Raw genomic sequence first — 26,625 nt, 5'->3', positions numbered from 1 at the left:
TGTCGAGCCGCAGGTCAGTGCTGAATAAGAAAATAACTGCCTTTTAAATCATGGTAATCGAAACGCTCCGACCAACGCCGCAAAATGTCCGCTTCTGGCGCAAGACTGGCAGCCCGTGACACATAAAGCCTTATCAAAATATTCAAAAACCGCTGAACACAAGGAAAATTTGTCTACAAAACATCGGCCCAACAAATCTCGAAATAAAAACACCTATAAGTCACAGCGCTAAGCACATCGCTTGCTCTTTTTTCGGACTGGCTGTCCGAAACCCCTTGCAACAAGGTGATTCAGGCTACGAGCGGTTGCTCGAGCGTCACGCCGCCCTTGATATCGATCGCATAAACCATTGATTTTCAAAGGGACGCAAAAGATATGCAGAACGACACGCCTTTAAGCCAATCGGCTTATACGCAACTTTTTCTCATTTTTTTGCGCTTCTGCCGAAACCCTTTGAGATAAGGCGCCCCGCAGGTTGCCGACTGCTGAAAAATGCCGAAAGAGGCGAAGGCCATCGAATGGACTGCCTCTGAATTAGCAAAACGTTGCGCTTGACTCTAGAGACCGCCGCTTTCCAGCAGGGCTGGCAGATATTTTCTGGCATCCGCGTAGGCGACATCGGGCCCAAAAAACTGGACCTTGTGTGCATGCGCGATGACCAACTCGCGCACGCGCTTGCCGAGAACAACACGAATCAGGATATTCGCGTCAAGTACGATTGCCTTATTGCTCATGCCGCCTTGGTGCTCGTCTTGCGCTTGCCAGTGCTGGAAAGGTGACGCGCACATCCGGCGCGCGTGGGATACCGCGCTCAAGCGCACGCGGGTCTGCGATCAGCGCCCTACCCAACCCGCCATCCCTTCGCGTCGATGATGCGGTCGGCCGGCGAGCACCCGATGCGGGTGGCGAAGATGATGGGACACCGTGACACGACAATGATCATGCGCAACTATGGGCGCTGGATGCCCCAGGCGGACCAGAACGCCGCGATGCGCGCCGTCGCGATGTTTTCAGATGCCGCGAATCACAACGGAGCAGGCAAGAATGCACCAACGAACCGACAGTGTCATTGGAGCGTCATTCCAGCCGAGCCGGGAAAAACAGGGGGAATCGAGGAGAACAAATGACGCTCGTTGCGAGCGACCCTCAATAAAATCAGGAAGTTACTGGCGGAGAGAGGGGGATTCGAACCCCCGATAGGCTTACACCTATACACGCTTTCCAGGCGTGCGACTTAAACCACTCATCCATCTCTCCGGAAGTCCGAGAGTATAGCAAACTCTGCCGCCGCCCCGCCACTCCCGCGCGCCGGAAATCACGGATGGCGAATGTAGTCGACGAGCGCGCGCGTGTAATCGTCCGGCTTCCGGTCGCAAAGGCTCACCGCGATCGCAACCGCGAACCCCGCCGGCACGCCGAACACGCCCGAGCTGATCGGCTCGATCCCGAACCATGTCGGCCCCGCGAAGCCGGTCAGCTGCGTGAAGAACGGATACGTCGATACGATGTAGTACACGCACACCCCAAGCCCCGTCACCATCCCCGCCACCGCGCCGCGTGTCGTCGTGCGCTTCCAGAACACGCCGAGCACGAGCACCGGAAAGAAGCTCGACGCCGCGAGCGAAAACGCCGCGCCCACCAGAAACAGGATCTTCCCGGTATTCAGCGACGCGACATACGATGCGAACAGCGCGACCCCGAGCAGCAGCACCTTCGAGATCGTCACGCGCCGCTGGCTCGACGCGTTCGGCGCAACCATGCAGTAATAGACGTCGTGCGACAGCGCGTTCGCGATCGTCAGCAGCAACCCGTCCGCCGTCGACAGCGCGGCCGCGAGCGCGCCCGCCGCGGTAAGCCCCGACACCACGTACGGCAGCCCCGCGATCTCCGGCGCCGCGAGCACGACCATGTCCGGCTGCATCTGGATCTCCGACCAGTGGATGATCCCGTCGTGAATCTCGTCGACGACGCTGATCAGATCCGGCTCGAAGTGATGCCACTGCGTGATCCACGTCGGCATCTCCGCGAACGGCCGCCCGACCAGATGCGCGAGGATCTCGTACTTGATCAGCACCGCGAGCACCGGCACGCTCAGATAGAACAGCGCGATGAACAGCAGCGTCCAGCCGACGGAGCGCCGCGCGGACGCAACCGACGTCGTCGTGTTGTAGCGCGTCAGGATATGCGGCAGGCTCGCCGTGCCGAGCGACAGGCACAGCAGCAGCGCGAGGAAATTCCGCGCGTGCGGCCGCCGCGCGTCGTCGCTCTCCGCCGGAAACGGCTCGTGCATCGGCACCGGCGGCGCCGCGCGCGCGAGCAGGTCGTCGCGCGCCTGCGACCATACGACGCGCGCCGCCGCCGGATCGCGCGGAAATTCCGCGAGCAGGCGCTCGCGCTCGTTGATCTCGCGCAGCGGCCCGTTGTGGCGCCGCAGTTGCGCGAGTTCGTCCGCGAGCCGGCCCCGCTCCTGCGCATACGACGCCGGCAGCCGGTCGAGCCTGCCCTGAATGCGCGCGGCCTGCCGGCGGTACGCGTCGCGCACCTGCTGCTCGTCCGACGCATCGCGCACCCGCGCCTCGCGCGCGGCGACGCGCGCCATCAGCTTTCCGTAGTCGAACTGCGGCACCGGCCCGAGCCCGTCCTTGATCGCGATCAGCGACACCGGAATCAGGATCGCGCTGATCAGGATGATGTACTGCGCAACCTGGGTCCACGTGACCGCGCGCATCCCGCCGAGAAACGAGCAGACGAGGATGCCCGCGAGCCCGCAGAAAATCCCGATCGCGAAATCGACGCCGATGAAGCGCGTCGCGATCAGCCCGATCCCCTGGATCTGCGCGACCAGATAGACGAACGAGCAGAGAATCGCGGCGCCCGCGGCCAGCGCGCGCACCGTCGTGCTCGAGAAGCGCGTGCCGAGGAAGTCCGGAATCGTGTAGCGCGCGAGCTTGCGCACGTACGGCGCGAGCAGGAACGCGACGAGGCAGAAGCCGCCCGTCCAGCCCATCAGGTACGCGAGCGCGTCGTAGCCGGTCGCGTACAGCGAGCCCGCGAGCCCGATGAACGACGCGGCGGACAGCCAGTCCGCGGCCGTGGCCATCCCGTTGAACGCGGACGGCACGCGTCGGCCCGCGACGTAGTATTCGACGAGATCGGACGTGCGCGACAGCAGCCCGATCACCGCATAAACCGCGATCGGCACGAACAGGAACACGTAACCGATCCACACGCCCGGCCCGGTCGCGCGCTCGATCTGCCACAGCAGCAGCACGAACGCGAGAAAGCCGAGCGTGTAGAGCGCGTACGCGCGCACGAGGCGTCGCGTCAGCATCGGTCGGCGCCGCCGTCCGCGTGCGCGGCGTAGTCGTCGTACTCGCGGCGCAATGCGCGGTCCGCGCGCTGCATCAGCGCGATATAGACGGCGATCAGCACGAGATAGACGAGGATCGCGCCCTGCGCGCCGACATAGAACGGCAGGCTGAAGCCGGCGAAATGAACGCCCGCGAGCGCGGGCGCGAAACACGGCACGACGAACGACACCGCGAAGCCGATCGCCATCAGCACCGCGATCAGCGTGACGTTGAAGCGCCAGTAGCGCGCGTGCGCACGGGCGAGGGGCGCCGGCACGGGCGGCGGTGCGGCGCGCGGCGTTCGGGACGAGGCGTTCATGCCCCTCTTTAGCAAAAAGCCCCTGCGCGGGCAATCGGGATTGCCGCGCAGGGGCTGGACCTGACGTCGTTCAGCGGTTCAGCCGCTCAGCGCACTTCGGCCAACTGGTCGAGAATCGCGGGATTCTCGAGCGTCGACGTATCCTGCGTGATCGCCTCGCCCTTCGCGAGCGAGCGCAGCAGGCGGCGCATGATCTTCCCGGAGCGCGTCTTCGGCAGGTTGTCGCCGAAGCGGATGTCCTTCGGCTTCGCGATCGGCCCGATCTCCTTGCCGACCCAGTCGCGCAGCTCCTTCGCGAGCTTCGCGGCCTCCTCGCCTTCCGGGCGCGAACGCTTCAGCACGACGAACGCGACCACGGCCTCGCCCGTCGTGTCGTCCGGCCGCCCGACCACCGCCGCTTCCGCCACCAGCTCGTGCGACACCAGCGCCGATTCGATCTCCATCGTGCCCATCCGGTGGCCCGACACGTTCAGCACGTCGTCGATCCGGCCCATGATCGTGAAGTAGCCGGTGTCCTTGTCGCGCACCGTGCCGTCGCCGGCCAGATACAGCGTGCCGCCGAGCTCCTCGGGGAAATAGCTCTTCTTGTAGCGCTCCGGGTCGCCCCAGATCGTGCGGATCATCGCCGGCCACGGGCGCTTGACGACCAGAATCCCGCCCTGCCCGTTCGGCACGTCCTGCCCGGTCTCGTCGACGACCGCCGCCATGATCCCCGGCAACGGCAGTGTGCACGAACCCGGCACGGTCGGCGTCGCGCCCGGCAGCGGCGTGAGCATGTGGCCGCCGGTCTCGGTCTGCCACCACGTGTCGACGATCGGGCAACGCTCGCCGCCAACGTTGCGGTGATACCACATCCACGCTTCCGGATTGATCGGCTCGCCGACGGTGCCGAGAATCCGCAGGCTCGACAGGTCGTAGCTCTTCGGATGCACCTTCTCGTCGGCCTCGGCCGCCTTGATCAGCGAGCGGATCGCGGTCGGCGCGGTATAGAACACGGTGACCTTGTGATCGGCGATCATCTTCCAGAAGCGGCCGGCATCGGGATAGGTCGGCACGCCCTCGAACACGACCTGCGTCGCGCCGCACGCGAGCGGGCCGTACGTGATGTACGTATGGCCGGTGACCCAGCCGATGTCGGCCGTGCACCAGAACACGTCGGTGGGCTTCCAGTCGAAGGTCCACTTCATCGTCTGCGCGGCCCACAGCAGATAGCCGCCGGTGCTGTGCTGCACGCCCTTCGGCTTGCCGGTCGAGCCGGACGTGTACAGCACGAACAGCGGATGCTCGGCGCCGACCCACTCGGGCTCGTGCGTGACGGGCTCGTTGGCCGTCAGCTCGTGCATCCACAGATCGCGGCCCGCATCCCAGTTGACCTTGCCGCCGGTGCGCTGATAGACGATCACGCTCTTCACCGCGTCGCAGCCGCCCATCGCGAGCGCCTCGTCGGCGATGTTCTTCAGCGGCAGCGCCTTGCCGCCGCGCATCTGCTCGTCGGCGGTGACGAGCGCGCACGCGCCGACGTCGACGAGACGTTCGTTGAGCGACTTCGCGGAGAAGCCGCCGAACACGACGGAGTGCGTTGCGCCGATGCGCGCGCAGGCCTGCATCGCGACGATGCCTTCGATCGACATCGGCATGTAGATGACGACGCGGTCGCCACGGCGGATGCCGCGCTTTTGCAGCGCGTTCGCGAAGCGGGACACGCGGGCGAGCAGATCGGCGTAGGTGACGCGGGTGACGGCGCCGTCGTCGGCCTCGAAGATGACCGCGACGCGCTCGCCGTTGCCGGCGGCGACGTGACGGTCGAGGCAGTTGTACGACGCATTGAGCTCGCCGTCGTCGAACCATTTCGCGAACGGCGCGTTCGATTCGTCGAGGACCTGGGTGAATGGCTTGCGCCATTCGAGGTTTTCGCGGGCAAGACGCGCCCAGAAGCCTTCGAAATCGCGCTCCGCTTCGGCGAAGAGCGCACGATAGGCATCCATTCCGGAAACATTGGCGGCCTGCTGCAACGCCGCGGGCGGTGCAAACTGGCGGTTTTCGTGAAGAACCGATTCGATCGCTGACATCGACTACCCCTTGGTGAACATGAATCCTCTGCATGGCCGGCGCGATCGTGCGCTGCCGGCTCCTCGCGGCGCGCGCGCGCCGTGTCTCCTTCACCCGCGCGCCCAGCGGTGCGGCGCGCGATGCTGCGTCGCACCACCGGACGAGGCGGTGAACTGCGACGCGACAGCTATCAAGATAAGCGTTGCAGCTTACCCGTCACTTACGTGATCGACGAAGCGGCGCCGGTAGCACGCCGGCGCTCGCCGCTTCATGCCGTCCGCTTTACGTTGCCCGCTTTACATTGCCCGCTTTACATTGCCCGCTTTACATTGCCTTTACGCTGTTACGATCGCGACCCTACAATCGTAACTGAACTCGCCTCACGGATTCCAGCTTGAATCGTTACGTTCCCCGCGTTAATCGTTACGCTCTGTACCTCGTCGTGTCGATGCTGCTCGTCGGCAGCAACGTCGGCATCGGCAAATCGATCGTCGCCTTCATGCCCGTCGCGATCCTCGCGACGCTGCGCTTCGTCGTCGCGATCGCGGTGCTGTGGCCGCTATTCAGTCCGGTCAAGTTCCGCTCGGTCAAGCGCGGCGAATGGCTGAACCTGTTCCTGCAGGCGTTTTTCGGCACGTTCATGTTCACGCTGCTGATGCTGAACGGCGTGCAGCACACGAGCGCGGTCGCGGCCGGCGTGATCACGAGCACGATCCCGGCGACCGTCGCGCTGTTCGCGTGGCTGATCCTCGGTGAAAAACCGAACGGCCGTGCGCTGCTGTCGATCGCGCTCGCCATCGCGGGCGTCGTCACGATCAATCTCGCGAACGGCGGCGCAGCGGCGCACGCCGCCGCGCCGGGCTCGCTGGCCGGCAACCTGATGATCCTCGGCGCGGTCTGCTGCGAATCGATCTACGTGATCCTGTCGCGCCGCCTCACGCAGACGCTCGCGCCGATCGACATCTGCGCGTACACGCATCTGTTCGGCCTGCTGCTGATGCTGCCGCTCGGCGCGAGCGCGCTGTGGCGCTTCGATTACGCGAGCGTGCCGGCGGGCGTCTGGGCGCTCGTCGTCTGGTACGGGCTGTCGGCGAGCATCTTCTCGTTCGTGCTGTGGATGAAGGGGATCCGCCATGTGCCGGGCAGCCTCGCCGGCGTGTTCAGCGCGGTGCTGCCGATCGCCGCCGCGGCGTACGGGATCGTGTTCCTCGGCGAGCGCCCGACGCTCGCGCACGGCGTCGCGCTCGCATGCGTCGTCACGGGCATCGTGCTCGCAAGCGTGCACGCGAAAAGCGAGCCGGCCGCATCGCGATAAGCAGGCCGCATCGCGCCAATCCGGCCCTCACGCGCTCCCGGGCGCGGCGCGGCGCGGCGGCCGACGCGTTACAATAACGCGCTTTCCTGCTCGATCCCGCCCTATCCCGATATCCGCCCGCGCCCGCCCGCCATCATGTCCGTTTCATCGACCGATTTGCCGCCCGATCCGCACGCCCGCGCCGGCCGCCCCGGCCGCCCGATGCGTCCGCTTCCGTCGCCGATCGTCATGAACCGCTGGCTGCAGGCGCCGCACTATCCGGGTCGATTCGACGCACACGCACCCCGAGCATTTCCACGAGACGCAGGCGCCGGCCCAAGCGTCCCGCACGCCGGCGTGACCCGCCGGAGTTCATTCCCCACTGTCCCCACAGAGTCTCAGCCATGACCGTCATCAAACAGGAAGACCTGATCCAGAGCATCGCGGATTCGCTGCAGTACATCAGCTACTACCATCCGCTCGACTACATCCAGGCGCTCGGCCGCGCGTACGCGCTCGAACAGAGCCCGGCCGCGAAGGACGCGATCGCGCAGATCCTGACGAACAGCCGCATGTGCGCGGAAGGCCGGCGGCCGATCTGCCAGGACACCGGCATCGTCACGGTGTTCGTGAAGGTCGGGATGGACGTGCGCTGGGACGGCGCGACGATGAGCGTGACCGACATGATCAACGAAGGCGTGCGCCGCGGCTACACGCATCCGGACAACGTGCTGCGCGCATCGATCGTGAATCCGCCGGAAGGCGCGCGCAAGAACACGAAGGACAACACGCCGGCCGTGATCCACTACGAGATCGGGCCGGGCGACACCGTCGACGTGCAGGTCGCCGCGAAGGGCGGCGGCTCGGAGAACAAGTCGAAGTTCGCGATGCTGAACCCGTCGGATTCGATCGTCGACTGGATCCTCAAGACCGTGCCGACGATGGGCGCCGGCTGGTGCCCGCCGGGGATGCTCGGGATCGGCATCGGCGGCACCGCCGAGAAGGCGATGGTGATGGCGAAGGAATCGCTGATGGATCCGATCGACATCCAGGACATCATCGCGCGCGGCCCGCAGGACTGGGTCGAGGAGCTGCGCGTCGAGCTGTACGAAAAGGTCAACGCGCTCGGCATCGGCGCGCAGGGCCTGGGCGGCCTCGCGACCGTGCTCGACGTGAAGATCATGGCCGCGCCGACGCACGCGGCGAGCAAGCCGATCGCGATCATCCCGAACTGCGCGGCGACGCGCCACGCGCACTTCACGCTCGACGGCTCGGGTATCGCGAAGCTCGAGGCGCCGTCGCTGGACGCATGGCCGAAGGTCCAGTGGGAGCCGAACACGGAAACGAGCAAGCGCGTCGACCTGAACACGCTGACGCCGGAAGAAGTCGCGAGCTGGGCGCCGGGCCAGACGCTGCTGCTGTCGGGCAAGATGCTGACGGGCCGCGACGCCGCGCACAAGCGGATCGCCGACATGCTCGCGAAGGGCGAAAAGCTGCCGGTCGACTTCACGAACCGCGTGATCTACTACGTCGGCCCGGTCGATCCGGTGCGTGACGAAGTGGTCGGCCCGGCCGGCCCGACGACCGCGACGCGGATGGACAAGTTCACCGAGACGATGCTCGCGCAGACGGGCCTGATCTCGATGATCGGCAAGGCGGAGCGCGGCCCGGTCGCGATCGACGCGATCCGCAAGCACAAGGCGGCGTACCTGATGGCGGTCGGCGGCGCCGCGTACCTGGTGTCGAAGGCGATCCGCGGCGCGAAGGTGCTCGCGTTCGAGGATCTCGGGATGGAAGCGATCTACGAGTTCGACGTGAAGGACATGCCGGTCACGGTCGCGGTCGATTCGTCGGGCACGTCGGTGCACCAGACGGGCCCGAAGGAGTGGCAGGCGAAGATCGGCAAGATCCCGGTCGCCGCGGCCTGATCGCGCGTTCACGTAAATTCGCGCGCGCTCGCGCGATCCTGGAAGGCCGGGTGCGAATCCGGCCTTTTTGCTTCCGGCGCGCGCGGCGGCGCCCCGGGCGCCGCGTCGGCGCGAAACTTGGCAATTCCGGCCCGTGCGTTTATCGTTCGGAATCTGCAGCCCCATTGAAGAAGGAACAGCCATGCAAGGCGACAAGAAAGTCATCGAATATCTGAACGCGCAGCTGAAGAACGAGCTGACCGCGATCAACCAATACTTCCTGCATGCCCGCATGTACAAGCACTGGGGGCTCGCCAAGCTCGGCAAGCACGAGTACGACGAATCGATCGGCGAGATGAAGCACGCCGATCTGCTGATCGAGCGCGTGTTCATGCTCGACGGCCTGCCGAACCTGCAGGATCTGCACAAGCTGCTCGTCGGTGAGGAAACCGAGGAAATCCTGAAGTGCGACCTGAAGCTCGAACAGGGCTCGCAGGCGACCTGCAAGGAAGCGATCGCGTACTGCGAGTCGGTGCGCGACTACGTGTCGCGCGAGATCTTCGAGACGATCCTCGACGACACCGAAGAGCACATCGACTGGCTCGAAACGCAGCTCGACCTGATCGGCAAGGTCGGCATCCAGAACTATCTGCAATCGATGATGGGCTCGGCCGAGTAACGCCGCCGTCGTCGATCCGCCGTTCGCCCGAATCCCCGCACGACGATGCCGCTTCCGCTCGCGCCCGGCGCCGCGCCTGGCACGGACGCGCCCACGCCGGGCGCGCCGGAGGCGGCCACGCCTATGCCGGCCGCACCTGAGCCGGCCGCGCCTAAGCCGGTCGCACCTGAGCCGGCCGCACCTAAGCCGGCCGCGCCGATCGGCATCTTCGATTCGGGGCTCGGCGGGCTGTCGGTGCTGCGCGCCGTGCGCGCGCATCTGCCCGACGAATCGTTTGTCTACGTCGCCGATTCGCGCCACGCGCCATACGGCCCGCGCGACCAGGCGTTCATCACCGAACGCACGCTCGCGATCGGCGAGTGGCTCGCGCAACGGGGCGCGAAGGCGCTCGTCGTCGCGTGCAACACCGCGACCGCGCAGTCGATCGCGGTCGTCCGCGAGCGGCTCGCGATTCCGCTCGTCGGCGTCGAGCCGGGGATCAAGCCGGCGGTCCAGCAGTCGGCGAGCCGCGCGATCGGCGTGCTCGCGACACAAGCGACGCTCGCGAGCGCGCGCTTCCAGTCGCTGCTCGACCGCTACGGCGACGACTGCCGCTTCGTCTGCCAGCCCGGGCACGGACTCGTCGAAGCGGTCGAAAGCGGCGACACCGGCTCCGCCGCGCTGCGCGCGCTACTCACGCGCTATCTCGAACCGATGCTCGACGCGGGCGCCGACACGCTCGTGCTCGGCTGCACCCACTACCCGTTCTTCGCGGCGGCGATCCGCGAGCTCGTCGGCGATCGGCTCGCGATCGTCGACACGAGCGACGCGATCGCGCGCCAGCTCTCGCGCGTGCTCGACGCGAGCGGACTGCGCGCGCCCGGCCCCGCCGCGCCGCCGCGCTTATGCTCGACGAGCGACGGCCGCCAGTTGCGCGCGCTCGCGTCGGCGCTGCTCGGCCTCGACGCGCCGGTCGAATCCGTCACCATTTCTTCGCCACACACGGCGGACGCCTGACGCCGCCCGCCGGCGGATAACCCTTCCAAGCACCTGGTTTTGTTACAAAAAACCCGGAATCGCGCTTGTCATTGCGATCGAATTTAATGATAATAATTCGCATTAACGTTAGCTATCGCAATTCATCATGATCGTCTGCGTGTGCAAGTCCGTTTCCGACCGCAAGATTCGCGCGTCCCTCTCGGAAGGCGTGAACAGCTTCGACGAGCTCCAGTTCGAGCTCGGGGTCGCCAGCTGCTGCGGCAAGTGCGAGGAGTCGGTCCGCGATCTGATGGCCGAGCACGGCGTCTGTGCGAGCCGCTGCGGCGTCGAGCATCACGCGCACCCGATCCCGGTGTCGTTCTACGAGCGCAAGGCGGCCTGAGCACATCGGCCCCGCTTCGCCTCACATCGCGCCCACATCGCGCGCCGCATCGTTCGTTTCGCGCGGCGTCGATCGCGTCTTCCGTTTCATCCCGTCAGCAAGCCGATATCAGCGCAAGCCAGCGGTTTCCGTCGTCAAGGAGCCCGTCATGGAATTACTGATCGGATTCGTTACCACCGTGTGCATCTCGTTGCTAATCTTTCGCAAGTGATGTCACGTTCCCGGTCGGGCGCCGCGCGCGGCGCCGCCCTCCCAACCTAGCATGCAGGCCTCGAATTCCGCTCCAGCCGGCACCTGGCCGGCCGTTTCCCGCATCCGTCGTCGCGTGATCGTCACGGCGGCGGCCGTGCTCGCCGCGCACACGCTGCTGATCGCGGCGGTCCTGCTCGCGCACGACACGTCGCCGCCCAAGCCCGTCGCGGTCCGCTCGATCAGCGTACAGTTGCTCGCGCCCGAGCCGGCTGCTCCGCCCGCCGTTCGGTCCGCCGCCGCACGCTCGATCCCGCAGCCGGCGCCGTCGAAACCGGCGCCGCCGCGCGCTCAGCCGAAAGTCCAGCCGAAGGCCGAACGGACGCCGACGCCAATGCCAATGCCGACACCAGCGCCCAGCGTCACCCGCCCGGCGCCGCCACCGGCCATGCCGACCCCGACGCCCGCGCCGTCCACCGCACCGGCACCGGCCACGCCGCCTGCCGCCGCGATGCCGTCGGCCGCGCCACCGGCCGCAGCCGGTCCGTCACGCCCGACGATGGAAGCCGGCGCGCCGAAGAACGTCGCCACGCTGGAATGCAGTCTCGCTAAGCCGGTCTATCCGCTGATATCGCGTCGCCGTGATGAAACGGGCGTCGCCTACGTGCATTTCGTGATCGGCGTGACGGGCAAGATCGAAAGCATCGAACTGCAGAAGTCGAGCGGCTACACGCGCCTCGACGACGCCGCGCTCGCCGCGATGCACGCGTCGACGTGCGAGCCGTACGTCGAGAACGGCCAGCCGATCCGCGCGGCGCACACGCAACCCTACCGCTTCACGTTCGACGATTAACTCCGCCTCATCCGGAAGATTCAACAGGAAGAACAAGCATGCAAAGCTACGGTATCGCGCACGTCTGGGCGCAAGGTGATGTCGTCACGCGCGCGATCGCGATCGCGCTCTTCACGATGTCGGTTCTGTCGTGGATGGTCATCGTGATCAAGGGCTGGAACGTGATCCGCCTGAAGCGCCTCACGCGCGACGCCGAGCGGGCATTCTGGCACTCGGACGACTTCGACGACGGCATCCGCAAGCTCGGCCCCGCCACGTCGGCGTCCGAGCGCGCGTCGAGCGCCGCCGCGGGCGACAATCCGTTCCTCGCGCTCGCGCTCGCCGGCAAGGAAGCGGCCGACCATCACCATCAGACGCAACCGCATCTGCACGACCGGATGGACGTGTCGGACTGGATCACCCGCTGCCTGAAGGACGCGATGGACGACGGCGTCGCACGGATGCAGAGCGGCCTCGCGATCCTCGCGTCGATCGGCAGCACCGCGCCGTTCGTCGGGCTGTTCGGCACGGTCTGGGGCATCTATCACGCGCTGCTCGTGATCGGCGCAACCGGCCAGACGTCGATCGATCAGGTCGCGGGCCCGGTCGGCGAATCGCTGATCATGACCGCGTTCGGCCTGTTCGTCGCGATTCCGGCGGTGCTCGGCTACAACGCGCTCACGCGCGCGAACAAGGGCATCGTCAGCAAGCTGCGCCGCTTCGCGCACGGGCTGCATGCGTACTTCGTGACCGGCGCGCGGCTCGCGTCGTCGACGCAGCGCGACGGCCTGCGTCTCGCCGCGCGCGCGAACTGAGCGAAGGAGGCCCACGATGGCGATGAATCCCGGCTTCAGCGACGACGAAGACGACGGCCTGATGAACGAGATCAACATGACGCCGCTCGTCGACGTCATGCTGGTACTCCTGATCATTTTTCTGGTGACGATTCCGGCCATGCATCATGCGGTAAAGATCGACCTGCCGCACGCGAGCAGCCAGCCGGCCGACGACAAGCCACAGACGATCGATGTCGCGATCGAGGGCGACGGCACGCTGCTGTGGAACGATCGCGCGGTCACGCGTGCGGAGTTGCAGGCGCGCATCGCGCAAGCCGCGCAGCGCACGCCGGCGCCCGAGCTGCATCTGCGCGCGGACCGCAAGGTCGCATACGAACGCGTGGCCGAGGTGATGTCGGATGCGCAGGCGGGCGGCCTCACGAAGCTCGGCTTCGTGACCGCGCCGAACGCGAAATAGCGCGCGGATACACGCCAACCGCGCGACAAAGTAAAAGGCCTTCATCGCCAGATGAAGGCCTTTTTTCGTGCGCACGCGGGCGCCTTCGGGCGGCGGGCTCTTCGGCACTATCGGCTGCGCCTCGGAGCAACGCAAATGCGATTTGCCGTGGTCTGCACGGACTACGCGCTCTGCCCTATCTGGCTCGCAACATATGCGGCCACCTGTTTCCGCTCAGAACTTCCTTCGCGAAATGGGATTTCAATATAGGCCTCCCCGCGCGCGCATTCAAGCGTTTGCCGATTGAAACTTATGATTGCAGACGACGCTTCAATGACAAAACAAATATGACGCGAGCCGGTTTGTGATAGTCACTCGGCGGCCTCGTTCCACGCGGCGTTCTCCTTCCCGCGCTCAGGGCACGACTGCTGCTCGTATTCGCCCTGGTCGAGCTTCTCGACCAGATAGTCGACGAACGCGCGCACCGCGGGCGGCATCCCCTGTCGCGACACGAACACCGCATAGAGCTGCGGCACCGGCAGCGTCCAGCCGGGCATCACCGGTGAAAGCTGCCCGGCGCGCAGCGCGTTGCCGTACATCATCTCCGGCAGCGCCGCGATGCCGAGGCCGTCGAGCACCGCCTCGCGGATCGTCATCAGGTCGGCGGTCACGAGGCGCGGATCGTGTTCGTGCACATGGCGGGTGCCGTCGGGCGCGATCAGGTTGAACACGTGCCGGCCGTCGAGGCTCGGCGTGTCGAGCGTCTCGAAGCCCTCGAGATCGTCGGGTACGAGCGGCGGCGCGTTCTGGTTCAGCAGGCTCGGCGCACCGACCAGCATCTGCTCGGTGCGCCACAGCGGCCGCACGACGATGTTCGCGTTCTGCGGTGGCTCCGAGCGCACGCGCAGCGCGACGTCGATCGAATCCTCGAACAGGTCGATCACGCGATTCGTCACGTGAATATGCACCTTCACTTCCGGATAGCGTCGCAGGAACTCGGGCAGGATCCGCGACAGCATCGTCTGCGACAGCGTGACCGGCACGCTGACCCGCACCGACCCGCGCGGCGCCGAGCGCAGCTGCTGCACCGCGTTCATCGCGGCCTGCGCCTCGGCGAGCATCGCCTGGCAATGCTGATAGAACAGTTGCCCCGCCTCGGTCAACGCGAGCTTGCGCGTCGAGCGCTGCAACAGCCGCACCCCGACCGACGCCTCGAGCTCGGTCAGGCGCCGGGACAGACGCGACTTCGATATCCCGAGCACGCGTTCGGCGGCCGAAAAGCCGCCGTGCTCGACGACCTGCGAGAAGTACATCAGGTCGTTCAGGTTGTGCGCATCGATACTCATCTCATCGTTCCAATAACAGAACAATCCATTGCGGACCGCGCCAATTCAGCCGGCGAACTGCCCAATATAATAGCCGTACGTTTCAAAAATGACGCTAGTCGCATTTTCCGAGGGCTTCCCGCATGACAACCGATCGCACGCTTGGCCGCATCGTCCCCGCGCTTCGCACGACCGAAGGCGGCGGCTTCATCGTCCACCGGCCGTTTCCGACCCGGCTGCTGATGGACTTCGATCCATTCCTGCTGCTCGACGAGATGGGCCCGGTCGAATACGGCCCCGGCGAGGCGAAGGGCGCGCCCGCGCATCCGCATCGCGGCTTCGAGACCGTCACGTACGCGCTCGACGGCCGCTTCAGGCACTGCGATTCCGCCGGCCATGCGGGCACGCTCACCCCCGGCGACGTGCAATGGATGACGGCCGGCGCCGGCGTCGTGCACAGCGAGATGCCCGACCCCGAGTTCGCGGCGGCGGGCGGGCGCTCGCACGGCTTCCAGCTGTGGGTCAACCTGCCGCGGCGCGACAAGCTGATCGCGCCGCGCTACCAGGAGATCGCCGGCGAGCGGATTCCGACCGCGACGTCGCCGGACGGCCGCGCACGCGTGAAGGTGATCGCGGGCGAAGCGTTCGGCGTGCAGGCCGCGATCGAGACGCGCACGCCGATCCTCTATCAGCATTTCACGCTCGCGCCGCACGCGGTCGTCACGCAGTCGGTGCCGGCGGGCTTTCGCGTGTTCGCGTATCCGATCGACGGCGCCGGCTTCTACGGCCCCGGGCGGCAGCCGGTCGAGCCGCGTCACATGGTGATCTACGGTGACGACGGCGACACCGTCACGTTCGCCGCCGGCGACGCACCGCTCGATCTGCTGCTGATCGGCGGCGTGCCCTTGAACGAACCGATCGTCCGCTACGGGCCGTTCGTGATGAACACCGAGGACGAGATCCGGACGGCTGTCGCCGACTATCAGGCAGGTCGCATGGGTCGCATTCCGGACTGATCTCGACGCGATCTCGGCACGATCGCGGCCTGATTTCGGCCTGATAGGCGTGGCGATTTGCGTCACAATAGTGGCCTGAATCCCGCGGCCGCGCGCCGCCAGAAGGACTGAACCCCTTGAATTTCGAACACCTGATCCAGATCAACGCCGACGATCCCGCCCTGCCCACGCTGACCCGCGAACAGTTGTGGCAAGGCTTGGTGCTGCGCGCCGAGCAGCCGCAACTCTTCGTAATCGGGCTCGACAGCTGCATCGTGCGCGAGCGGACCGACACGATGCTCGAGCGTGAGCTGCACTACGGCAGCGCGACCGTACGCGACCGCGTGACGTTCACGCCGAACCAGCAGGTGCGCTACGACATCCATGCGGCCGACGGCGAAATCGGCGGCTCGCTGACGATGACGATCGAGGAGCGCGGGGAGCGCGAGCTGTTCCTGCGCTTCGAGTACCGGACGACGCTCGCGGTTACCGACGACAGCGAGGAAGCGCGGCAGACGCACGAGATCGTCAAGGAAGCGTACCGGACGTCGGACATCGACACCGTGCGGCTGATCCGCGAATATGCGCAGGGCCGCCAGGATCCAAATCCGCTGCACTGATCGCACGGGCGGCCACCGTGGCCGTCCGTTCGCTTTTCCCTATCGAGCCCGACCCTTCCATCGATAAAGAATCATTGCGAACAATAATGATTCTCATTTAATATCATTCCATCGCATCAATGACACCTGATCCATCGAATGACCGACATCATGCGCTCGACCACGCTGACCTTGCGCCGCTCCGCCGGCGCGCCGGCAGGCTCCCGCCAGAAGACGGCGGCGGTCACGACGCCGGCCAAGCCCGCGCAACCGGGCCAGGACGCAGGCACTCGGACCGTCGCGAGCGACGCGCTGCTGCAGGGCCGCAGCCACGTCAGCATCGCGCACAACGGCGAGACTTATCAACTTCGCGCGACGCGGCTCGGCAAGCTGATTCTGACGAAGTAGTACCGGGTATTGTGGGGACCACCTCCATGAGGGGTGTTCGGCATTAGCCAGCGTAACGGCTTGCACGCGAGATCTAGACCCCTTCGTGCAATCACACTCAAGCAGCCGTTACTGCAAGCCAAGCCACTTTTTTGGTTCTCGCAGAAAGACTAAAGCGGCACGTCCGACGACGTGCCGCTTTTTCATTTCGCTGCACGTAAATCGTGTCGCCGACACCGGGCGGCGTCAGCCCTTCAGCGCGGCGATGCCCGCGCGCGCGATCGCGGAGTCCTGCTCCGACTTCACGCCGGATACGCCGATCGATCCGACGGTCTCGCCGTCGACGACGATCGGCACGCCCCCTTCGACGAGGCCCGCGAGCGGCGAGCTCAGGAACGATACGCGCCCTTGCAGCACGATCTCTTCGTACGCTTTGCTTTCGCGGCGCCCGAGCGCCGCGGTGCGGCCCTTCGCGAGCGCCATCTCGACCGTGCTCGGCGCCGCGCCGTCCATCCGGTGCAGATGCAGCAGATGTGCGCCGTCGTCGAGAATCGCGATCGTCACCGCCCAGTGGTTCGCGGCCGCGTGCGTTTCGGCGGCCGCGGCCATCGTCTTCACGTCGTCACTCGTCAGCACAGGTTTCATCTTCATCGGCATCCTCCCGCTCACGCGAAGCATCAACGGCCATCATGATAGCGCCGAGTCAGAAACCCCAGAACATCAGCCACCATGCGCTGTCGATCACCGCGAGCGCGGCAGCGAACCACGCGAACGCGGCAAGCCGGCGCGGCAGTGCCGCATAGCGCCCGGCGACCTGCCACGCGAGCCACGCGCTCCACGCGTTCGCACCGGCGAGGATCGCGATCCGCACATCCGCCGCCCAGCCGAGCGGCACGTGCTCGGCGCGCAGCAGCGACAGCGTCGTCGCCGACAGCCCGAGGAACACGCCCGCGCCCGCGATCGGGATCAGCGCCTGTGCGAGATGATGGAGCCGCACGCGGTCAAAGCGACCGAGCATCGCGGTCGCGCCGGCCAGCAGCGCGAACAGCGCGGTGCCGTACACGAGCCCCGTGCCGATGATGTAGCCGACGACGAGCGCGCCGTCGAGCCACGAGAACACGTCGTTGCGGTCCGGATAGTGCGTGAGCAGGAACCACGGCACGTTCGTGTTGAGCGGCCATGTGACGTCGCGATCGATCAGCCAGCCGGCGACCGCCTGCTTGATCTGCACGAACCACGGGCTAACGGTCCAGTGGAACGCGCCGATCGCGACCCCGAGCAGGCCGTAGAGGATCAGCGCGGTGTCCCACGGGCTCGCCTGCTGCGCGCCGAGCTGCACGACCTCCTCGGACGGCGAGCGCCACGTCAGCTCGATCGCGTCGCGATGCCCGCTGCAGCGGCCGCACATGTGGCATTCGGCCGCGCCCTTCATGCTGCGCAGCGGCACGAGCGGCGCGCAGTTGATCGGAATCACGCGATGGCCGCGCTCGCCCTGCTTGTACGAGCGGCGCCACGCCGCCTCGTCGACCTGGTAGCGCATCGGCGCCAGGCGCGCGAGCAGCGCGAACACGCCGTTGACCGGGCACAGATACTTGCACCACACGCGCTTCTCGCGGCCGTACAGCAGGCCGATCACGATCGCGGCGGCGGTCGAGCCGCCGAGCACGAGCAGCACCGCACGTGGATACTGGTAGACGCTGACCATCTGCCCGTAGATCGTCGTGATCCCGAACGCGACGAACGGCCAGCCGCCCCAGCGCATCCAGCGCGGAATCGCGCGGCCGCGGCCGAATTTGCTCGCGTACTCGGCGAGCGCGCCTTCCGGGCACAGCACACCGCACCACACGCGCCCCATCAGCACCATCGACAGCAGCACGAACGGCCACCAGATACCCCAGAACACGAATTCGGCGGCGAGCGTCAGGTTGCTCCACAGATGCGCGGAATCGTCCGGCAGCGGCATCAGCGCCGGCACGACGATCAGGAACGCATAGACGGCCACGACGACCCACTGGACTCCGCGAATCAGCGCGCCATGGCGCTGCATCCACCGGCCCGCCTGCGCGAGCCGACCGGGCCGGCCCGGCCCGGCGCCGATGACGGCACTCATGCCGCGCGCCCCGCCGTCACGGCCGGACGCCGCGTCGCGCGCTTCATCAGCAGCCGGACGATCGCCCAGTACGCCGCGTACGCGACCAGGTTCGCGAGCGCCGGATGCGCACGATAGCCGGTCAGCGACGCGACGAGCGAGCCGAACGTGCCGGAATCGTCGAGCAGCCACGACGTATCCCACACCTGCGCGATGCCGAGCGGCAGGATCTCCTTGTCGAGCAGTTTGTCGACGCCGCTCTGGAACAGGCCCGCGCCGAGGAACAGCAGCATCACTTCGGTCACGCGGAAGAAGTGGCGCCACGAGAAGAACCGGCCGCCGAGCTGCAGCACGTAGAACGTCAGGAACGCGAGGCCGAGGCCGATCGCGACCGCGAGCATCTGACTCGCGCCGACATGGCCCGACTGGCCGAAGCCGAGGCCGTACAGGAAGATCACCGTCTCGCTGCCTTCGCGCGCGATCGCGAGCGCGACGAGCACCGCGACACCCCACCAATTGGCATCGCGCGTGCTCTGCTGCAGCGACTGCTCCATGTCGCGCTTCAGCGTGCGGCCGTGCCGGCGCATCCACAGCACCATCTGCACGATCAGCACGCACGCGATCAGCACCATCGCGGTCTGGAAGTAGTCCTGCGCGTCGCCGGACAGCACCTCGGTGAAGCCGACGAGCGCCGCGCCGAGCCCGACGGCCATCAGCAGGCCCGTCCCGACGCCGGCCCACAGATACGGGAGGCCCCGCCGCGCGTCGCCGTCGCCGTTCTTCAGCCACGCATAGAGAATGCCGACGACGAGCAGCGCCTCGACGCTCTCCCGCCAGACGATGAACAAGATCTGACCCATCGAACCTTCTCCCAGGCGCGCGGCGCCAACGCCCGCGCGCCGAAAAACCGTGTTACTTCGCGACGATCACGCCCTGCGCCTGCTGGTGGAAATCGTCGAAAAACTTGTATTCGCCCGGCGACAGCGGCGCGACCACGACGAACGACTCCGCACCCGGCGCGAGCACCTTCTCCTTGCGCAACTGCACGCTCTCGAACTCGGCCGCGCCCTTGCCGGCGTTCCGGATCTCGATCTTGAAGCGCTGGCCGGCCGGCACCTCGATACGGGCCGGATTGAGCTTGCCGTCCGCCATCTCGAGCCTGAACGTCGGCAGATCGGCCGCGTGCGCGGCGCCGGCGACCATCAGCGCGGCGGCCGCGGCGGCGAATGCTTTGGAAAATGTCATGCTGGCTCTCTGCAATGACGGCGCGCCGAAACACGCGCGCCGTCCGGGGTCCGATCGGTCAGTAACCGCCCTTCTTGCCGATGCCGGCGAACGGGAAGTCGTATTCGAGCGTGATCGGCTTGAACCACTGGCCGACGCCCGTTTCCTTGTCGACGTGGCGGCCGAACGCCATGTGGCCCGCCTGCATCGGCTGCTTGACCGTCAACGTCAGGTGATATTTGCCGGGGCCGGCGAGCTTCACGTTGTCGCCGTAATGCGGGCCGTCGCTCGCGACCATGCCCATCAGATCGCCCTCGGCCTTCCACTTCGGGTCGCCCTGCTTCGTCAGCTTGTAGCCGACCTGCAGGTACGGCATCCAGTCGCCTTCCGCGAAGCCGGTCGGGTTGTTCTTGACCGCGTGGATGTCGGCCTCGAGATGGATATCCGAATCCGATGCCTTGCGCATCATCCCTTCCGGATCCATCGTGATCGGCTGCAGATAAACCGCGCCGACTTCCATCCCGCCCTGGATCTGATGCTTGCCGATCGGATATTCGGCCGCCGACGCCGCCATCGCGGCCATTGCCGCCGCCACCGCAACCGACGTGCGGATCAACGAAGAACGCAACATGGACACTCCTTCTTTTTCTCTGACAAACGCGCTGCCGGGCTGCATGCCCGCCAACGCGAAAACGACGAATAACGCTAATGCGAACAATTCTCAATACATGGCGGGAGTGTACCACTGAACTGAAAGGCGGACAAAGTGGTAATTGAAAGCCGGCGCGCTTACCGCGCGCCTTCCACGTGATCGCCGACGTTCGCGCCGAACACGCGCTCGCGCAGCAGCGCGAGCTGATCGCGCGCCTGCGCGGCCTTCTCGAACTCGAGGTTCTTCGCGAAATCGGTCATCTGCTTCTCGAGGCGCTTGATCTCCTTCGCGATCTGCTTCTCGGACATGTCCTCGAACTTCGCGCGCTGCTGCGCCTCCTTGAGCTCTGCGCGCGCGTCGTCCGCGTTGTAGACGCCGTCGATGATGTCCTTGATCCGCTTCACGACGCCGCGCGGCGTGATGCCGAGCGCCGCGTTGTGCGCGATCTGCTTCGCGCGGCGGCGCTCGGTCTCGCCGATCGCGCGCTTCATCGAGTCGGTCATCCTGTCCGCGTACAGCAGCGCCTTGCCGTTCACGTTGCGCGCCGCGCGGCCGATCGTCTGGATCAGCGAGCGCTCCGCGCGCAGGAAGCCTTCCTTGTCCGCGTCGAGGATCGCGACGAGGGACACCTCCGGAATGTCGAGCCCCTCGCGCAGCAGGTTGATCCCGACCAGCACGTCGAACGTGCCGAGCCGCAGATCGCGGATGATCTCGACGCGCTCGACCGTGTCGATGTCGCTATGCAGATAGCGAACCTTCACGCCGTGATCGGCGAGGAACTCGGTCAGCTGCTCGGCCATCCGCTTCGTCAGCACGGTGATCAGCACGCGCTCGCCGGCCTTCACGCGCTCGTTGATCTCGGCGAGCACGTCGTCGACCTGCGAGTTCGCGGGCCGCACCTCGATCTCCGGATCGACGAGGCCCGTCGGCCGCACGACCTGCTCGGCGACCTGCCCCGACACGCGCTGCTCGTAGTCGGCCGGCGTCGCGGACACGAACACGACCTGGCGCATCTTGCGCTCGAACTCGGGAAACTTGAGCGGCCGGTTGTCGAGCGCGGACGGCAGCCGGAAGCCGTAATCGACGAGGTTCTCCTTGCGCGCGCGGTCGCCGTTGTACATCCCGTTCAGCTGGCCGATCAGCACGTGCGATTCGTCGAGGAACATCAGCGCGTCGGTCGGCAGATAGTCGACGAGCGTCGGCGGCGGCTCGCCGGGCGCGGCGCCCGAAAAGTGCCGCGAATAGTTCTCGATCCCCTTGCAGAAGCCGAGCTCCTGCAGCATCTCGAGATCGAAGCGCGTGCGCTGCTCGAGTCGCTGCGCCTCGACGAGCTTGCTGTCGCGATGGAAGAACTCGAGCCGCTCGCGCAGTTCGTCCTTGATCGTCTCGACCGCGCGCATCACGGTGTCGCGCGGCGTCACGTAGTGCGACGACGGATACACGGTGAAGCGGGCGATCTTCTGCCGCACGCGGCCCGTCAGCGGATCGAACAGCTGCAGCGCGTCGACTTCGTCGTCGAACAGCTCGACGCGCACCGCCATCTCCGCGTGCTCGGCCGGAAAGATGTCGATCGTGTCGCCGCGCACGCGGAACGTGCCGCGCTGGAAGTCCTGCTCGTTGCGCGTGTATTGCATCGCGATCAGCCGCGCGATCACGTCGCGCTGGCCGATCTTGTCGCCCGTGCGCAGCGTCAGGATCATCTGGTGATATTCGGACGGATTGCCAATGCCGTAGATCGCCGACACGGTCGCGACGATCACGACGTCGCGCCGCTCCATCAGGCTCTTCGTCGCCGACAGCCGCATCTGCTCGATGTGCTCGTTGATCGACGAGTCCTTCTCGATGAACAGGTCGCGCTGCGGCACGTACGCTTCCGGCTGGTAGTAATCGTAGTACGACACGAAGTACTCGACCGCGTTGCGCGGAAAGAACTCGCGGAACTCCGAATAGAGCTGCGCGGCGAGCGTCTTGTTCGGCGCGAACACGATCGCCGGGCGGCCGAGCCGCGCGATCGTGTTCGCCATCGTGAAGGTCTTGCCCGAGCCGGTGACGCCGAGCAGCGTCTGGAACGACAGGCCGTCGCCGATCCCTTCGACGAGCGTCTCGATCGCGGTCGGCTGGTCGCCGGCGGGCGGATATGGCTGATAGAGCTGGAACGGCGACCCGTCGAAGGTCGCGAATTTCGATTCGTCGAGCGCGTCGCCGACTTCGGCGTGATGTTCGGACATGGAGACGAAGGCCGGTGAAAGCAAAAGGGCATTTTAGCGCTTCGCGCGTTCGCGGACTGCTGCCGGCTCCCGACGAAATCCCTCGCGAATTCGCTACAATAGCGAGCTGCTGCGCTCTCCGGCACGTGCGTCACGCGCGATCCGCCGCACCCCGCCGGATGAAAGCCCGACCCTATTTTTACTACTGCCGAACCATCATGTCGCTCTTCTCCGCTGTCCAGCTTGCGCCCCGCGATCCGATCCTGGGCCTCAACGAAGCCTTCAACGCCGACACCCGCTCGACCAAGGTCAATCTCGGCGTCGGCGTCTACACGAACGAAGACGGCAAGATTCCGCTGCTGCGCGCGGTGCGCGAAGCGGAGAAGGTGCGTGTCGAAGCGGGCCTGCCGCGCGGCTACCTGCCGATCGACGGCATCGCCGCGTACGACGCCGCCGTGCAGAAGCTGCTGCTCGGCAACGATTCCCCGCTGATCGCCGCGGGCCGCGTGGTCACCGCGCAGGCGCTGGGCGGCACGGGCGCGCTGAAGATCGGTGCGGACTTCCTGCGCACCGTGAATCCGAACGCGAAGGTCGCGATCAGCGATCCGAGCTGGGAAAACCACCGCGCGCTGTTCGAAGCGGCCGGTTTCGACGTGCTCGCGTATCCGTACTACGACGCGGCGACGAACGGCGTGAACTTCGACGGCATGCTGGCGGCACTGAACGGCTACGCGGCGGGCACGATCGTCGTGCTGCACGCGTGCTGCCACAACCCGACCGGCGTCGATCTGACCGACGCACAATGGCAGCAGATCGTCGACGTCGTGAAGGCGCGCAACCTCGTGCCGTTCCTCGACATCGCCTACCAGGGCTTCGGCGAGAGCATCGAAGCGGACGCGGCGGCGGTGCGCCTGTTCGCGGCGGCCGACCTGAACGCGTTCGTGTCGTCGTCGTTCTCGAAGTCGTTCTCGCTGTACGGCGAGCGCGTCGGCGCGCTGTCGATCATCACGTCGAGCAAGGACGAAGCGGCGCGCGTGCTGTCGCAACTGAAGCGCGTGATCCGCACCAACTACTCGAACCCGCCGACGCACGGCGGCGCGATCGTGTCGGCGGTGCTCGCGTCGCCGGAGCTGCACGCTTCGTGGGTGCAGGAGCTCGGCGAAATGCGCGACCGCATCCGCGCGATGCGCAACGGCCTCGTCGAGCGCCTGAAGGCGAGCGGCGTCGATCGCGATTTCAGCTTCATCAACGCGCAACGCGGGATGTTCTCGTACTCGGGCCTGACGTCGGCGCAAGTCGACCGCCTGCGCGAAGAGTTCGGCATCTACGCGGTCAGCACCGGCCGGATCTGCGTCGCAGCGCTGAACACGCGCAACCTCGACGTCGTCGCGAACGCGGTCGCGACCGTGCTGAAGTAAGCCGTCACCACGGTGCACGGTGGGCGGTGATGGCCGCCCCGGCCCTGCCCGTCCGGCCACGCTGAGTCACGAAAGCGCGCTCTTCGGAGCGCGCTTTTTTATGCGCCGCGCGTGTCGCGTACAATACGCGGCCGCACCGCCGCACGCGCGATCGGCGCGCATTCATCGATCCACTCTCGCCAACGCCCGCCATGCTCAGCTATCGCCACGGTTTTCACGCCGGCAATCATGCGGACGTGCTCAAGCACGCCGTCGTCGTCCAACTGCTGCGCTACCTGAACAAGAAGGACAAGGCGTACTGGTACATCGACACGCACGCCGGCGCCGGCGTGTACTCGCTGCACGACGGCTACGCGGCGAAGACATCCGAATTCGACACCGGCATCGGCCGCCTTTGGGAAGAAAAGCGTCTGCCGCCGGCACTGGCCGAGTACGTCGACGAAGTGCGCGCGCTGAACGGCGACGGCGAGTTGCGTTTCTACCCGGGATCGCCGTACATCGCATGGCGGCTGATGCGCGAGCAGGACCGGATGCGCCTGTTCGAACTGCACAGCACCGAGATCGACGTGCTGCGCCACAATTTCCGCGACGCGGGCCACCGCGCGATGATCTTTTCGGGTGACGGCTTCGACGGAATCAAGGCGCTGCTGCCGCCGGCGCCGCGCCGCGCACTCGTGCTGATCGATCCGTCGTACGAGGACAAGAAGGACTATGCGCGCACGCTTACGTGCGCGACGGAATGCCTGAAGCGATTCGCGACCGGATGTTATGCGATCTGGTATCCGCAGGTCGAACGTGCCGAATCGCAGCGTTTCCCTGAGCAACTGAAGCGGTTGCAGCCGAACAACTGGCTGCACGTGACGCTGACGGTGTCGAATCCGCCGGAAGGTGGGCTGGGTCTGTATGGCAGCGGGATGTTCATCCTGAACCCGCCGTATACGCTCGCGGAGAGCATGAAGGAAACGCTGCCGTATCTCGCCGAAACGCTCGCGCAGGACTCGGGCGCGCGTTTCGGCATCGAATACCGCGGCAACTGAGCGCCTGCGGCCTACGGCTGACGCGGCTGGGGAGGCGACTGAGACTGCCCTGACGACGTTGCGTTCGATCCGGGAATCTTGATGGTCGGCACGATATAGATCGGCATCGACGTGTTCGATGCCTGCCCAGCGGGCGTTCGCGGGTGCGCCGGCTCGACGATCGGCTCGTGCGACAGCGGCGCGGTTTGCAGCAGCAGGCCGCCCTTCCCGTCGCGAATGCCCTGCTGGGTATCGAGAATCAGCGGCTGCGACTGGGCTTCGGCGTAACCGGCCATCGCACACCCGAGCAGCATGCCCACCACGGCGGCGCGCATGGCGGAAACGGCACCAACTTCATCGACGCGCAAGCGCATGATCTTGCCTTTCGAATGGAGAATCAGCCGATACCATAACGCGACCGCGCCGGACCATCCAGATCTGACTCACAAAAGACAAAGCCCCGACCGAGCGGGGCTGATGCTTGTGCGGGCACCATGCGGCGCCCGTCGACGGCTTTGCTTACAGCGAGTAGCCGTTGGTTTCGAGCGAGCGGATGCGCTTCTCGAGCTGGACGACGTCCGACGAAGCGGCCAGATAGGCTTCGCGACGCTCACGCTCTGCGGATTCGAACCAGTTGCTCAGCTTTTCGACGATATAGGCGATCATGACTTTCTCCAAGGAGGGGGAAGATCCCTGGCTCATCACTTACAGGGGTTTCCCGTATAGGGTTATCCCTGATTATAGCGATGCTGCACCGCAGCGCCAGTGAAAAAGAGGCATGCTCGTCATTCCAAATTGGAATGTGAGATTTCCCGCACCATGGAAGTCGTTGATTTTATTTATCTTTCCAAAATGGATGCATCTGGTGCGTCGAGGTGACGCACTATTCCGGGTCATCGTCGGTGTCGGCAAGACGCGCCAGGATGGGGCAGTCCGGACGTTCGTCGCCATGACAGTGCGTCGCCAGGGCGGCGAGCGTGTTGCGCATGACGGTCAGCTCGGCGATACGCTTGTCGAGTTCGGCGACATGCTCGAGCGCGATCGATTTCACCTCCGCGCTGGCGCGCGACCGATCCTGCCAGAGTGCCAGCAGCTTGCGGATGTCCTCGACGAGGAAGCCGAGGCGCCGTGCCTGGCGGATGAAGCGCAAGGTGTGAATTTCGTCGGTGCCGTAGACCCGGTATCCGGCATCGCTGCGTCGAGTGGGCGCCAGAAGGCCGACCTCCTCGTAGTAGCGGATCATTTTCGCGCTGACCCCGGACTCGCGCGACGCATGGCCGATATTCATTGCATGCCCTCTCCCGCTGATCTGTCGTGACTGCGAGTTCGATCGTAACAAATGAAGCGAGGTGGCTTGTTCCGCGCCGCCAAAGCAAAAAACCCCCGCCGGTTGGGCGGGGGTTTTTCAGTAAGGGGAGCCTGACGATTACCTACTTTCACACGGGCAATCCGCACTATCATCGGCGTAGAGTCGTTTCACGGTCCTGTTCGGGATGGGAAG

28 protein-coding genes, 1 tRNA gene and 1 rRNA gene are annotated in these 26,625 nt (G+C 66.0%); 14 read left to right on the top strand and 16 right to left on the bottom strand.

Features of this window, described 5'->3' with window-relative positions; genetic code table 11:
• Positions 1-557: 557 nt before the first annotated feature.
• The gene (locus HZI36_RS24215; RefSeq protein ID WP_246327206.1) at positions 558-734 is read right to left on the bottom strand and encodes a PIN domain-containing protein; all 177 of its coding nucleotides are present in this window, start codon (positions 732-734) and stop codon (positions 558-560) included.
• Positions 735-935: 201 nt separating this feature from the next.
• Between HZI36_RS24215 and HZI36_RS24210 the strand changes: the two genes are divergently transcribed.
• On the top strand, positions 936-1,127 hold the full coding sequence (locus HZI36_RS24210) for a hypothetical protein (RefSeq protein ID WP_179405209.1): 192 nt from the start codon (positions 936-938) through the stop codon (positions 1,125-1,127).
• Positions 1,128-1,167: 40 nt separating this feature from the next.
• Here HZI36_RS24210 and HZI36_RS24205 read toward each other — a convergent pair.
• From HZI36_RS24205 to acs, 4 genes are all read right to left on the bottom strand, one after another.
• Positions 1,168-1,257: transfer RNA gene (locus HZI36_RS24205), tRNA-Ser, on the bottom strand.
• A gap of 58 nt (positions 1,258-1,315) precedes the next feature.
• Positions 1,316-3,331: a sodium:solute symporter family protein gene (locus tag HZI36_RS24200; RefSeq protein WP_179405208.1), complete on the bottom strand. Its 2,016-nt coding sequence runs from the start codon at positions 3,329-3,331 to the stop codon at positions 1,316-1,318.
• The gene (locus HZI36_RS24195; RefSeq protein WP_179405207.1) at positions 3,325-3,669 is read right to left on the bottom strand and encodes a DUF4212 domain-containing protein; all 345 of its coding nucleotides are present in this window, start codon (positions 3,667-3,669) and stop codon (positions 3,325-3,327) included. Before HZI36_RS24195 ends, HZI36_RS24200 begins: the two co-directional genes overlap by 7 nt.
• An 86-nt stretch (positions 3,670-3,755) precedes the next feature.
• Complete coding sequence (gene acs, locus HZI36_RS24190) at positions 3,756-5,738, bottom strand: acetate--CoA ligase (protein WP_179405206.1); 1,983 nt, start codon at positions 5,736-5,738, stop codon at positions 3,756-3,758.
• Positions 5,739-6,112: 374 nt separating this feature from the next.
• Here acs and HZI36_RS24185 point away from each other — a divergent pair, with 374 nt between their 5' ends.
• The 8 genes from HZI36_RS24185 to HZI36_RS24150 all read left to right on the top strand — a co-directional run bounded on the left by HZI36_RS24185 (position 6,113) and on the right by HZI36_RS24150 (position 13,233).
• Positions 6,113-7,033: a DMT family transporter gene (locus tag HZI36_RS24185; protein ID WP_281376648.1), complete on the top strand. Its 921-nt coding sequence runs from the start codon at positions 6,113-6,115 to the stop codon at positions 7,031-7,033.
• Positions 7,034-7,416: 383 nt separating this feature from the next.
• A complete protein-coding gene (locus HZI36_RS24180; protein WP_179405205.1) occupies positions 7,417-8,940 on the top strand; it encodes a fumarate hydratase in 1,524 nt (507 codons plus the stop codon).
• A 181-nt stretch (positions 8,941-9,121) separates the two neighbouring features.
• A complete protein-coding gene (gene bfr, locus HZI36_RS24175; RefSeq protein ID WP_179405204.1) occupies positions 9,122-9,598 on the top strand; it encodes a bacterioferritin in 477 nt (158 codons plus the stop codon).
• 123 nt (positions 9,599-9,721) lie between these two features.
• On the top strand, positions 9,722-10,594 hold the full coding sequence (gene murI, locus HZI36_RS24170) for a glutamate racemase (protein ID WP_179405203.1): 873 nt from the start codon (positions 9,722-9,724) through the stop codon (positions 10,592-10,594).
• Positions 10,595-10,721: 127 nt separating this feature from the next.
• Positions 10,722-10,958, top strand: a complete 237-nt coding sequence (locus tag HZI36_RS24165; protein WP_179405202.1) for a (2Fe-2S)-binding protein — start codon at positions 10,722-10,724, stop codon at positions 10,956-10,958.
• A 262-nt stretch (positions 10,959-11,220) separates the two neighbouring features.
• Positions 11,221-12,000, top strand: a complete 780-nt coding sequence (locus tag HZI36_RS24160) for an energy transducer TonB (protein ID WP_179405201.1) — start codon at positions 11,221-11,223, stop codon at positions 11,998-12,000.
• Positions 12,001-12,038: 38 nt separating this feature from the next.
• The gene (locus HZI36_RS24155) at positions 12,039-12,794 is read left to right on the top strand and encodes a MotA/TolQ/ExbB proton channel family protein (protein ID WP_179405200.1); all 756 of its coding nucleotides are present in this window, start codon (positions 12,039-12,041) and stop codon (positions 12,792-12,794) included.
• Between the two features lie 16 nt (positions 12,795-12,810).
• Positions 12,811-13,233: an ExbD/TolR family protein gene (locus HZI36_RS24150; protein WP_179405199.1), complete on the top strand. Its 423-nt coding sequence runs from the start codon at positions 12,811-12,813 to the stop codon at positions 13,231-13,233.
• 350 nt (positions 13,234-13,583) lie between these two features.
• Here HZI36_RS24150 and HZI36_RS24145 read toward each other — a convergent pair whose 3' ends face one another.
• Positions 13,584-14,558, bottom strand: a complete 975-nt coding sequence (locus tag HZI36_RS24145; RefSeq protein WP_179405198.1) for a LysR family transcriptional regulator — start codon at positions 14,556-14,558, stop codon at positions 13,584-13,586.
• A 122-nt stretch (positions 14,559-14,680) separates the two neighbouring features.
• Between HZI36_RS24145 and HZI36_RS24140 the strand changes: the two genes are divergently transcribed.
• From HZI36_RS24140 to hemP, 3 genes are all read left to right on the top strand, one after another.
• Positions 14,681-15,553, top strand: a complete 873-nt coding sequence (locus HZI36_RS24140) for a pirin family protein (protein WP_179405197.1) — start codon at positions 14,681-14,683, stop codon at positions 15,551-15,553.
• Positions 15,554-15,669: 116 nt separating this feature from the next.
• Positions 15,670-16,152 carry an SRPBCC family protein gene (locus HZI36_RS24135; RefSeq protein ID WP_179405196.1) on the top strand — a complete coding sequence of 161 codons (483 nt, stop codon included), beginning with the start codon at positions 15,670-15,672 and terminating at the stop codon, positions 16,150-16,152.
• A 138-nt stretch (positions 16,153-16,290) separates the two neighbouring features.
• Positions 16,291-16,539 (top strand): hemin uptake protein HemP, encoded by a 249-nt coding sequence (hemP, locus tag HZI36_RS24130; protein ID WP_179405195.1) that lies wholly within the window; start codon positions 16,291-16,293, stop codon positions 16,537-16,539.
• Between the two features lie 225 nt (positions 16,540-16,764).
• Here hemP and HZI36_RS24125 read toward each other — a convergent pair whose 3' ends face one another.
• From HZI36_RS24125 to uvrB, 6 genes are all read right to left on the bottom strand, one after another.
• Positions 16,765-17,169: a GlcG/HbpS family heme-binding protein gene (locus HZI36_RS24125; RefSeq protein WP_179405194.1), complete on the bottom strand. Its 405-nt coding sequence runs from the start codon at positions 17,167-17,169 to the stop codon at positions 16,765-16,767.
• Between the two features lie 52 nt (positions 17,170-17,221).
• Positions 17,222-18,628, bottom strand: a complete 1,407-nt coding sequence (locus tag HZI36_RS24120; RefSeq protein ID WP_179405193.1) for a 4Fe-4S binding protein — start codon at positions 18,626-18,628, stop codon at positions 17,222-17,224.
• The gene (locus HZI36_RS24115) at positions 18,625-19,467 is read right to left on the bottom strand and encodes an FTR1 family iron permease (RefSeq protein ID WP_179405192.1); all 843 of its coding nucleotides are present in this window, start codon (positions 19,465-19,467) and stop codon (positions 18,625-18,627) included. The genes HZI36_RS24120 and HZI36_RS24115 overlap by 4 nt, the downstream gene beginning before the upstream one ends.
• A 52-nt stretch (positions 19,468-19,519) precedes the next feature.
• The gene (locus HZI36_RS24110) at positions 19,520-19,852 is read right to left on the bottom strand and encodes a cupredoxin domain-containing protein (protein ID WP_179405191.1); all 333 of its coding nucleotides are present in this window, start codon (positions 19,850-19,852) and stop codon (positions 19,520-19,522) included.
• A gap of 58 nt (positions 19,853-19,910) precedes the next feature.
• Positions 19,911-20,462 (bottom strand): iron transporter, encoded by a 552-nt coding sequence (locus HZI36_RS24105; protein ID WP_179405190.1) that lies wholly within the window; start codon positions 20,460-20,462, stop codon positions 19,911-19,913.
• Positions 20,463-20,620: 158 nt separating this feature from the next.
• Positions 20,621-22,711: an excinuclease ABC subunit UvrB gene (uvrB, locus tag HZI36_RS24100; RefSeq protein ID WP_179405189.1), complete on the bottom strand. Its 2,091-nt coding sequence runs from the start codon at positions 22,709-22,711 to the stop codon at positions 20,621-20,623.
• 197 nt (positions 22,712-22,908) lie between these two features.
• On the opposite strand from uvrB, the gene HZI36_RS24095 reads away from it, so the two are divergent.
• The gene (locus tag HZI36_RS24095) at positions 22,909-24,108 is read left to right on the top strand and encodes an amino acid aminotransferase (protein WP_179405188.1); all 1,200 of its coding nucleotides are present in this window, start codon (positions 22,909-22,911) and stop codon (positions 24,106-24,108) included.
• 191 nt (positions 24,109-24,299) lie between these two features.
• On the top strand, positions 24,300-25,145 hold the full coding sequence (locus HZI36_RS24090; RefSeq protein WP_179405187.1) for a 23S rRNA (adenine(2030)-N(6))-methyltransferase RlmJ: 846 nt from the start codon (positions 24,300-24,302) through the stop codon (positions 25,143-25,145).
• A gap of 11 nt (positions 25,146-25,156) precedes the next feature.
• Here the strand turns inward: HZI36_RS24090 and HZI36_RS24085 are convergent, their stop codons facing one another.
• The 4 genes from HZI36_RS24085 to rrf form a co-directional block, all read right to left on the bottom strand.
• The gene (locus tag HZI36_RS24085) at positions 25,157-25,459 is read right to left on the bottom strand and encodes a hypothetical protein (RefSeq protein WP_425485295.1); all 303 of its coding nucleotides are present in this window, start codon (positions 25,457-25,459) and stop codon (positions 25,157-25,159) included.
• 184 nt (positions 25,460-25,643) lie between these two features.
• Positions 25,644-25,790, bottom strand: a complete 147-nt coding sequence (locus HZI36_RS24080) for a DUF3563 family protein (RefSeq protein ID WP_179405185.1) — start codon at positions 25,788-25,790, stop codon at positions 25,644-25,646.
• A gap of 217 nt (positions 25,791-26,007) precedes the next feature.
• The gene (gene cueR / locus HZI36_RS24075; RefSeq protein ID WP_179405184.1) at positions 26,008-26,412 is read right to left on the bottom strand and encodes a Cu(I)-responsive transcriptional regulator; all 405 of its coding nucleotides are present in this window, start codon (positions 26,410-26,412) and stop codon (positions 26,008-26,010) included.
• Positions 26,413-26,541: 129 nt separating this feature from the next.
• Positions 26,542-26,625 (bottom strand): 5S ribosomal RNA (rrf, locus tag HZI36_RS27570); the annotation flags it as partial.

The organism is Burkholderia guangdongensis (genome assembly GCF_013403875.1).
In the GTDB taxonomy this organism is placed as follows: Bacteria; Pseudomonadota; Gammaproteobacteria; order Burkholderiales; family Burkholderiaceae; genus Burkholderia; species Burkholderia guangdongensis.
Note: the sequence above shows the minus strand (reverse complement) of the source record. Positions and strands in the feature narration are given on the sequence as shown.

Bases quoted from the DNA above. Each gene is read 5' to 3' on its own strand.
- HZI36_RS24215 (WP_246327206.1), bottom strand. From the start codon at position 734: ATGAGCAATAAGGCAATCGTACTTGACGCGAATATCCTGATTCGTGTT.
- HZI36_RS24210 (WP_179405209.1), top strand. From the start codon at position 936: ATGATCATGCGCAACTATGGGCGCTGGATGCCCCAGGCGGACCAGAAC.
- HZI36_RS24200 (WP_179405208.1), bottom strand. From the start codon at position 3,331: ATGCTGACGCGACGCCTCGTGCGCGCGTACGCGCTCTACACGCTCGGC.
- HZI36_RS24195 (WP_179405207.1), bottom strand. From the start codon at position 3,669: ATGAACGCCTCGTCCCGAACGCCGCGCGCCGCACCGCCGCCCGTGCCG.
- acs (WP_179405206.1), bottom strand. From the start codon at position 5,738: ATGTCAGCGATCGAATCGGTTCTTCACGAAAACCGCCAGTTTGCACCG.
- HZI36_RS24180 (WP_179405205.1), top strand. From the start codon at position 7,417: ATGACCGTCATCAAACAGGAAGACCTGATCCAGAGCATCGCGGATTCG.
- bfr (WP_179405204.1), top strand. From the start codon at position 9,122: ATGCAAGGCGACAAGAAAGTCATCGAATATCTGAACGCGCAGCTGAAG.
- murI (WP_179405203.1), top strand. From the start codon at position 9,722: ATGCCGGCCGCACCTGAGCCGGCCGCGCCTAAGCCGGTCGCACCTGAG.
- HZI36_RS24165 (WP_179405202.1), top strand. From the start codon at position 10,722: ATGATCGTCTGCGTGTGCAAGTCCGTTTCCGACCGCAAGATTCGCGCG.
- HZI36_RS24160 (WP_179405201.1), top strand. From the start codon at position 11,221: ATGCAGGCCTCGAATTCCGCTCCAGCCGGCACCTGGCCGGCCGTTTCC.
- HZI36_RS24155 (WP_179405200.1), top strand. From the start codon at position 12,039: ATGCAAAGCTACGGTATCGCGCACGTCTGGGCGCAAGGTGATGTCGTC.
- HZI36_RS24150 (WP_179405199.1), top strand. From the start codon at position 12,811: ATGGCGATGAATCCCGGCTTCAGCGACGACGAAGACGACGGCCTGATG.
- HZI36_RS24145 (WP_179405198.1), bottom strand. From the start codon at position 14,558: ATGAGTATCGATGCGCACAACCTGAACGACCTGATGTACTTCTCGCAG.
- HZI36_RS24140 (WP_179405197.1), top strand. From the start codon at position 14,681: ATGACAACCGATCGCACGCTTGGCCGCATCGTCCCCGCGCTTCGCACG.
- hemP (WP_179405195.1), top strand. From the start codon at position 16,291: ATGACCGACATCATGCGCTCGACCACGCTGACCTTGCGCCGCTCCGCC.
- HZI36_RS24125 (WP_179405194.1), bottom strand. From the start codon at position 17,169: ATGAAGATGAAACCTGTGCTGACGAGTGACGACGTGAAGACGATGGCC.
- HZI36_RS24120 (WP_179405193.1), bottom strand. From the start codon at position 18,628: ATGAGTGCCGTCATCGGCGCCGGGCCGGGCCGGCCCGGTCGGCTCGCG.
- HZI36_RS24115 (WP_179405192.1), bottom strand. From the start codon at position 19,467: ATGGGTCAGATCTTGTTCATCGTCTGGCGGGAGAGCGTCGAGGCGCTG.
- HZI36_RS24110 (WP_179405191.1), bottom strand. From the start codon at position 19,852: ATGACATTTTCCAAAGCATTCGCCGCCGCGGCCGCCGCGCTGATGGTC.
- HZI36_RS24105 (WP_179405190.1), bottom strand. From the start codon at position 20,462: ATGTTGCGTTCTTCGTTGATCCGCACGTCGGTTGCGGTGGCGGCGGCA.
- uvrB (WP_179405189.1), bottom strand. From the start codon at position 22,711: ATGTCCGAACATCACGCCGAAGTCGGCGACGCGCTCGACGAATCGAAA.
- HZI36_RS24095 (WP_179405188.1), top strand. From the start codon at position 22,909: ATGTCGCTCTTCTCCGCTGTCCAGCTTGCGCCCCGCGATCCGATCCTG.
- HZI36_RS24090 (WP_179405187.1), top strand. From the start codon at position 24,300: ATGCTCAGCTATCGCCACGGTTTTCACGCCGGCAATCATGCGGACGTG.
- HZI36_RS24085 (WP_425485295.1), bottom strand. From the start codon at position 25,459: ATGCGCGCCGCCGTGGTGGGCATGCTGCTCGGGTGTGCGATGGCCGGT.
- HZI36_RS24080 (WP_179405185.1), bottom strand. From the start codon at position 25,790: ATGATCGCCTATATCGTCGAAAAGCTGAGCAACTGGTTCGAATCCGCA.
- cueR (WP_179405184.1), bottom strand. From the start codon at position 26,412: ATGAATATCGGCCATGCGTCGCGCGAGTCCGGGGTCAGCGCGAAAATG.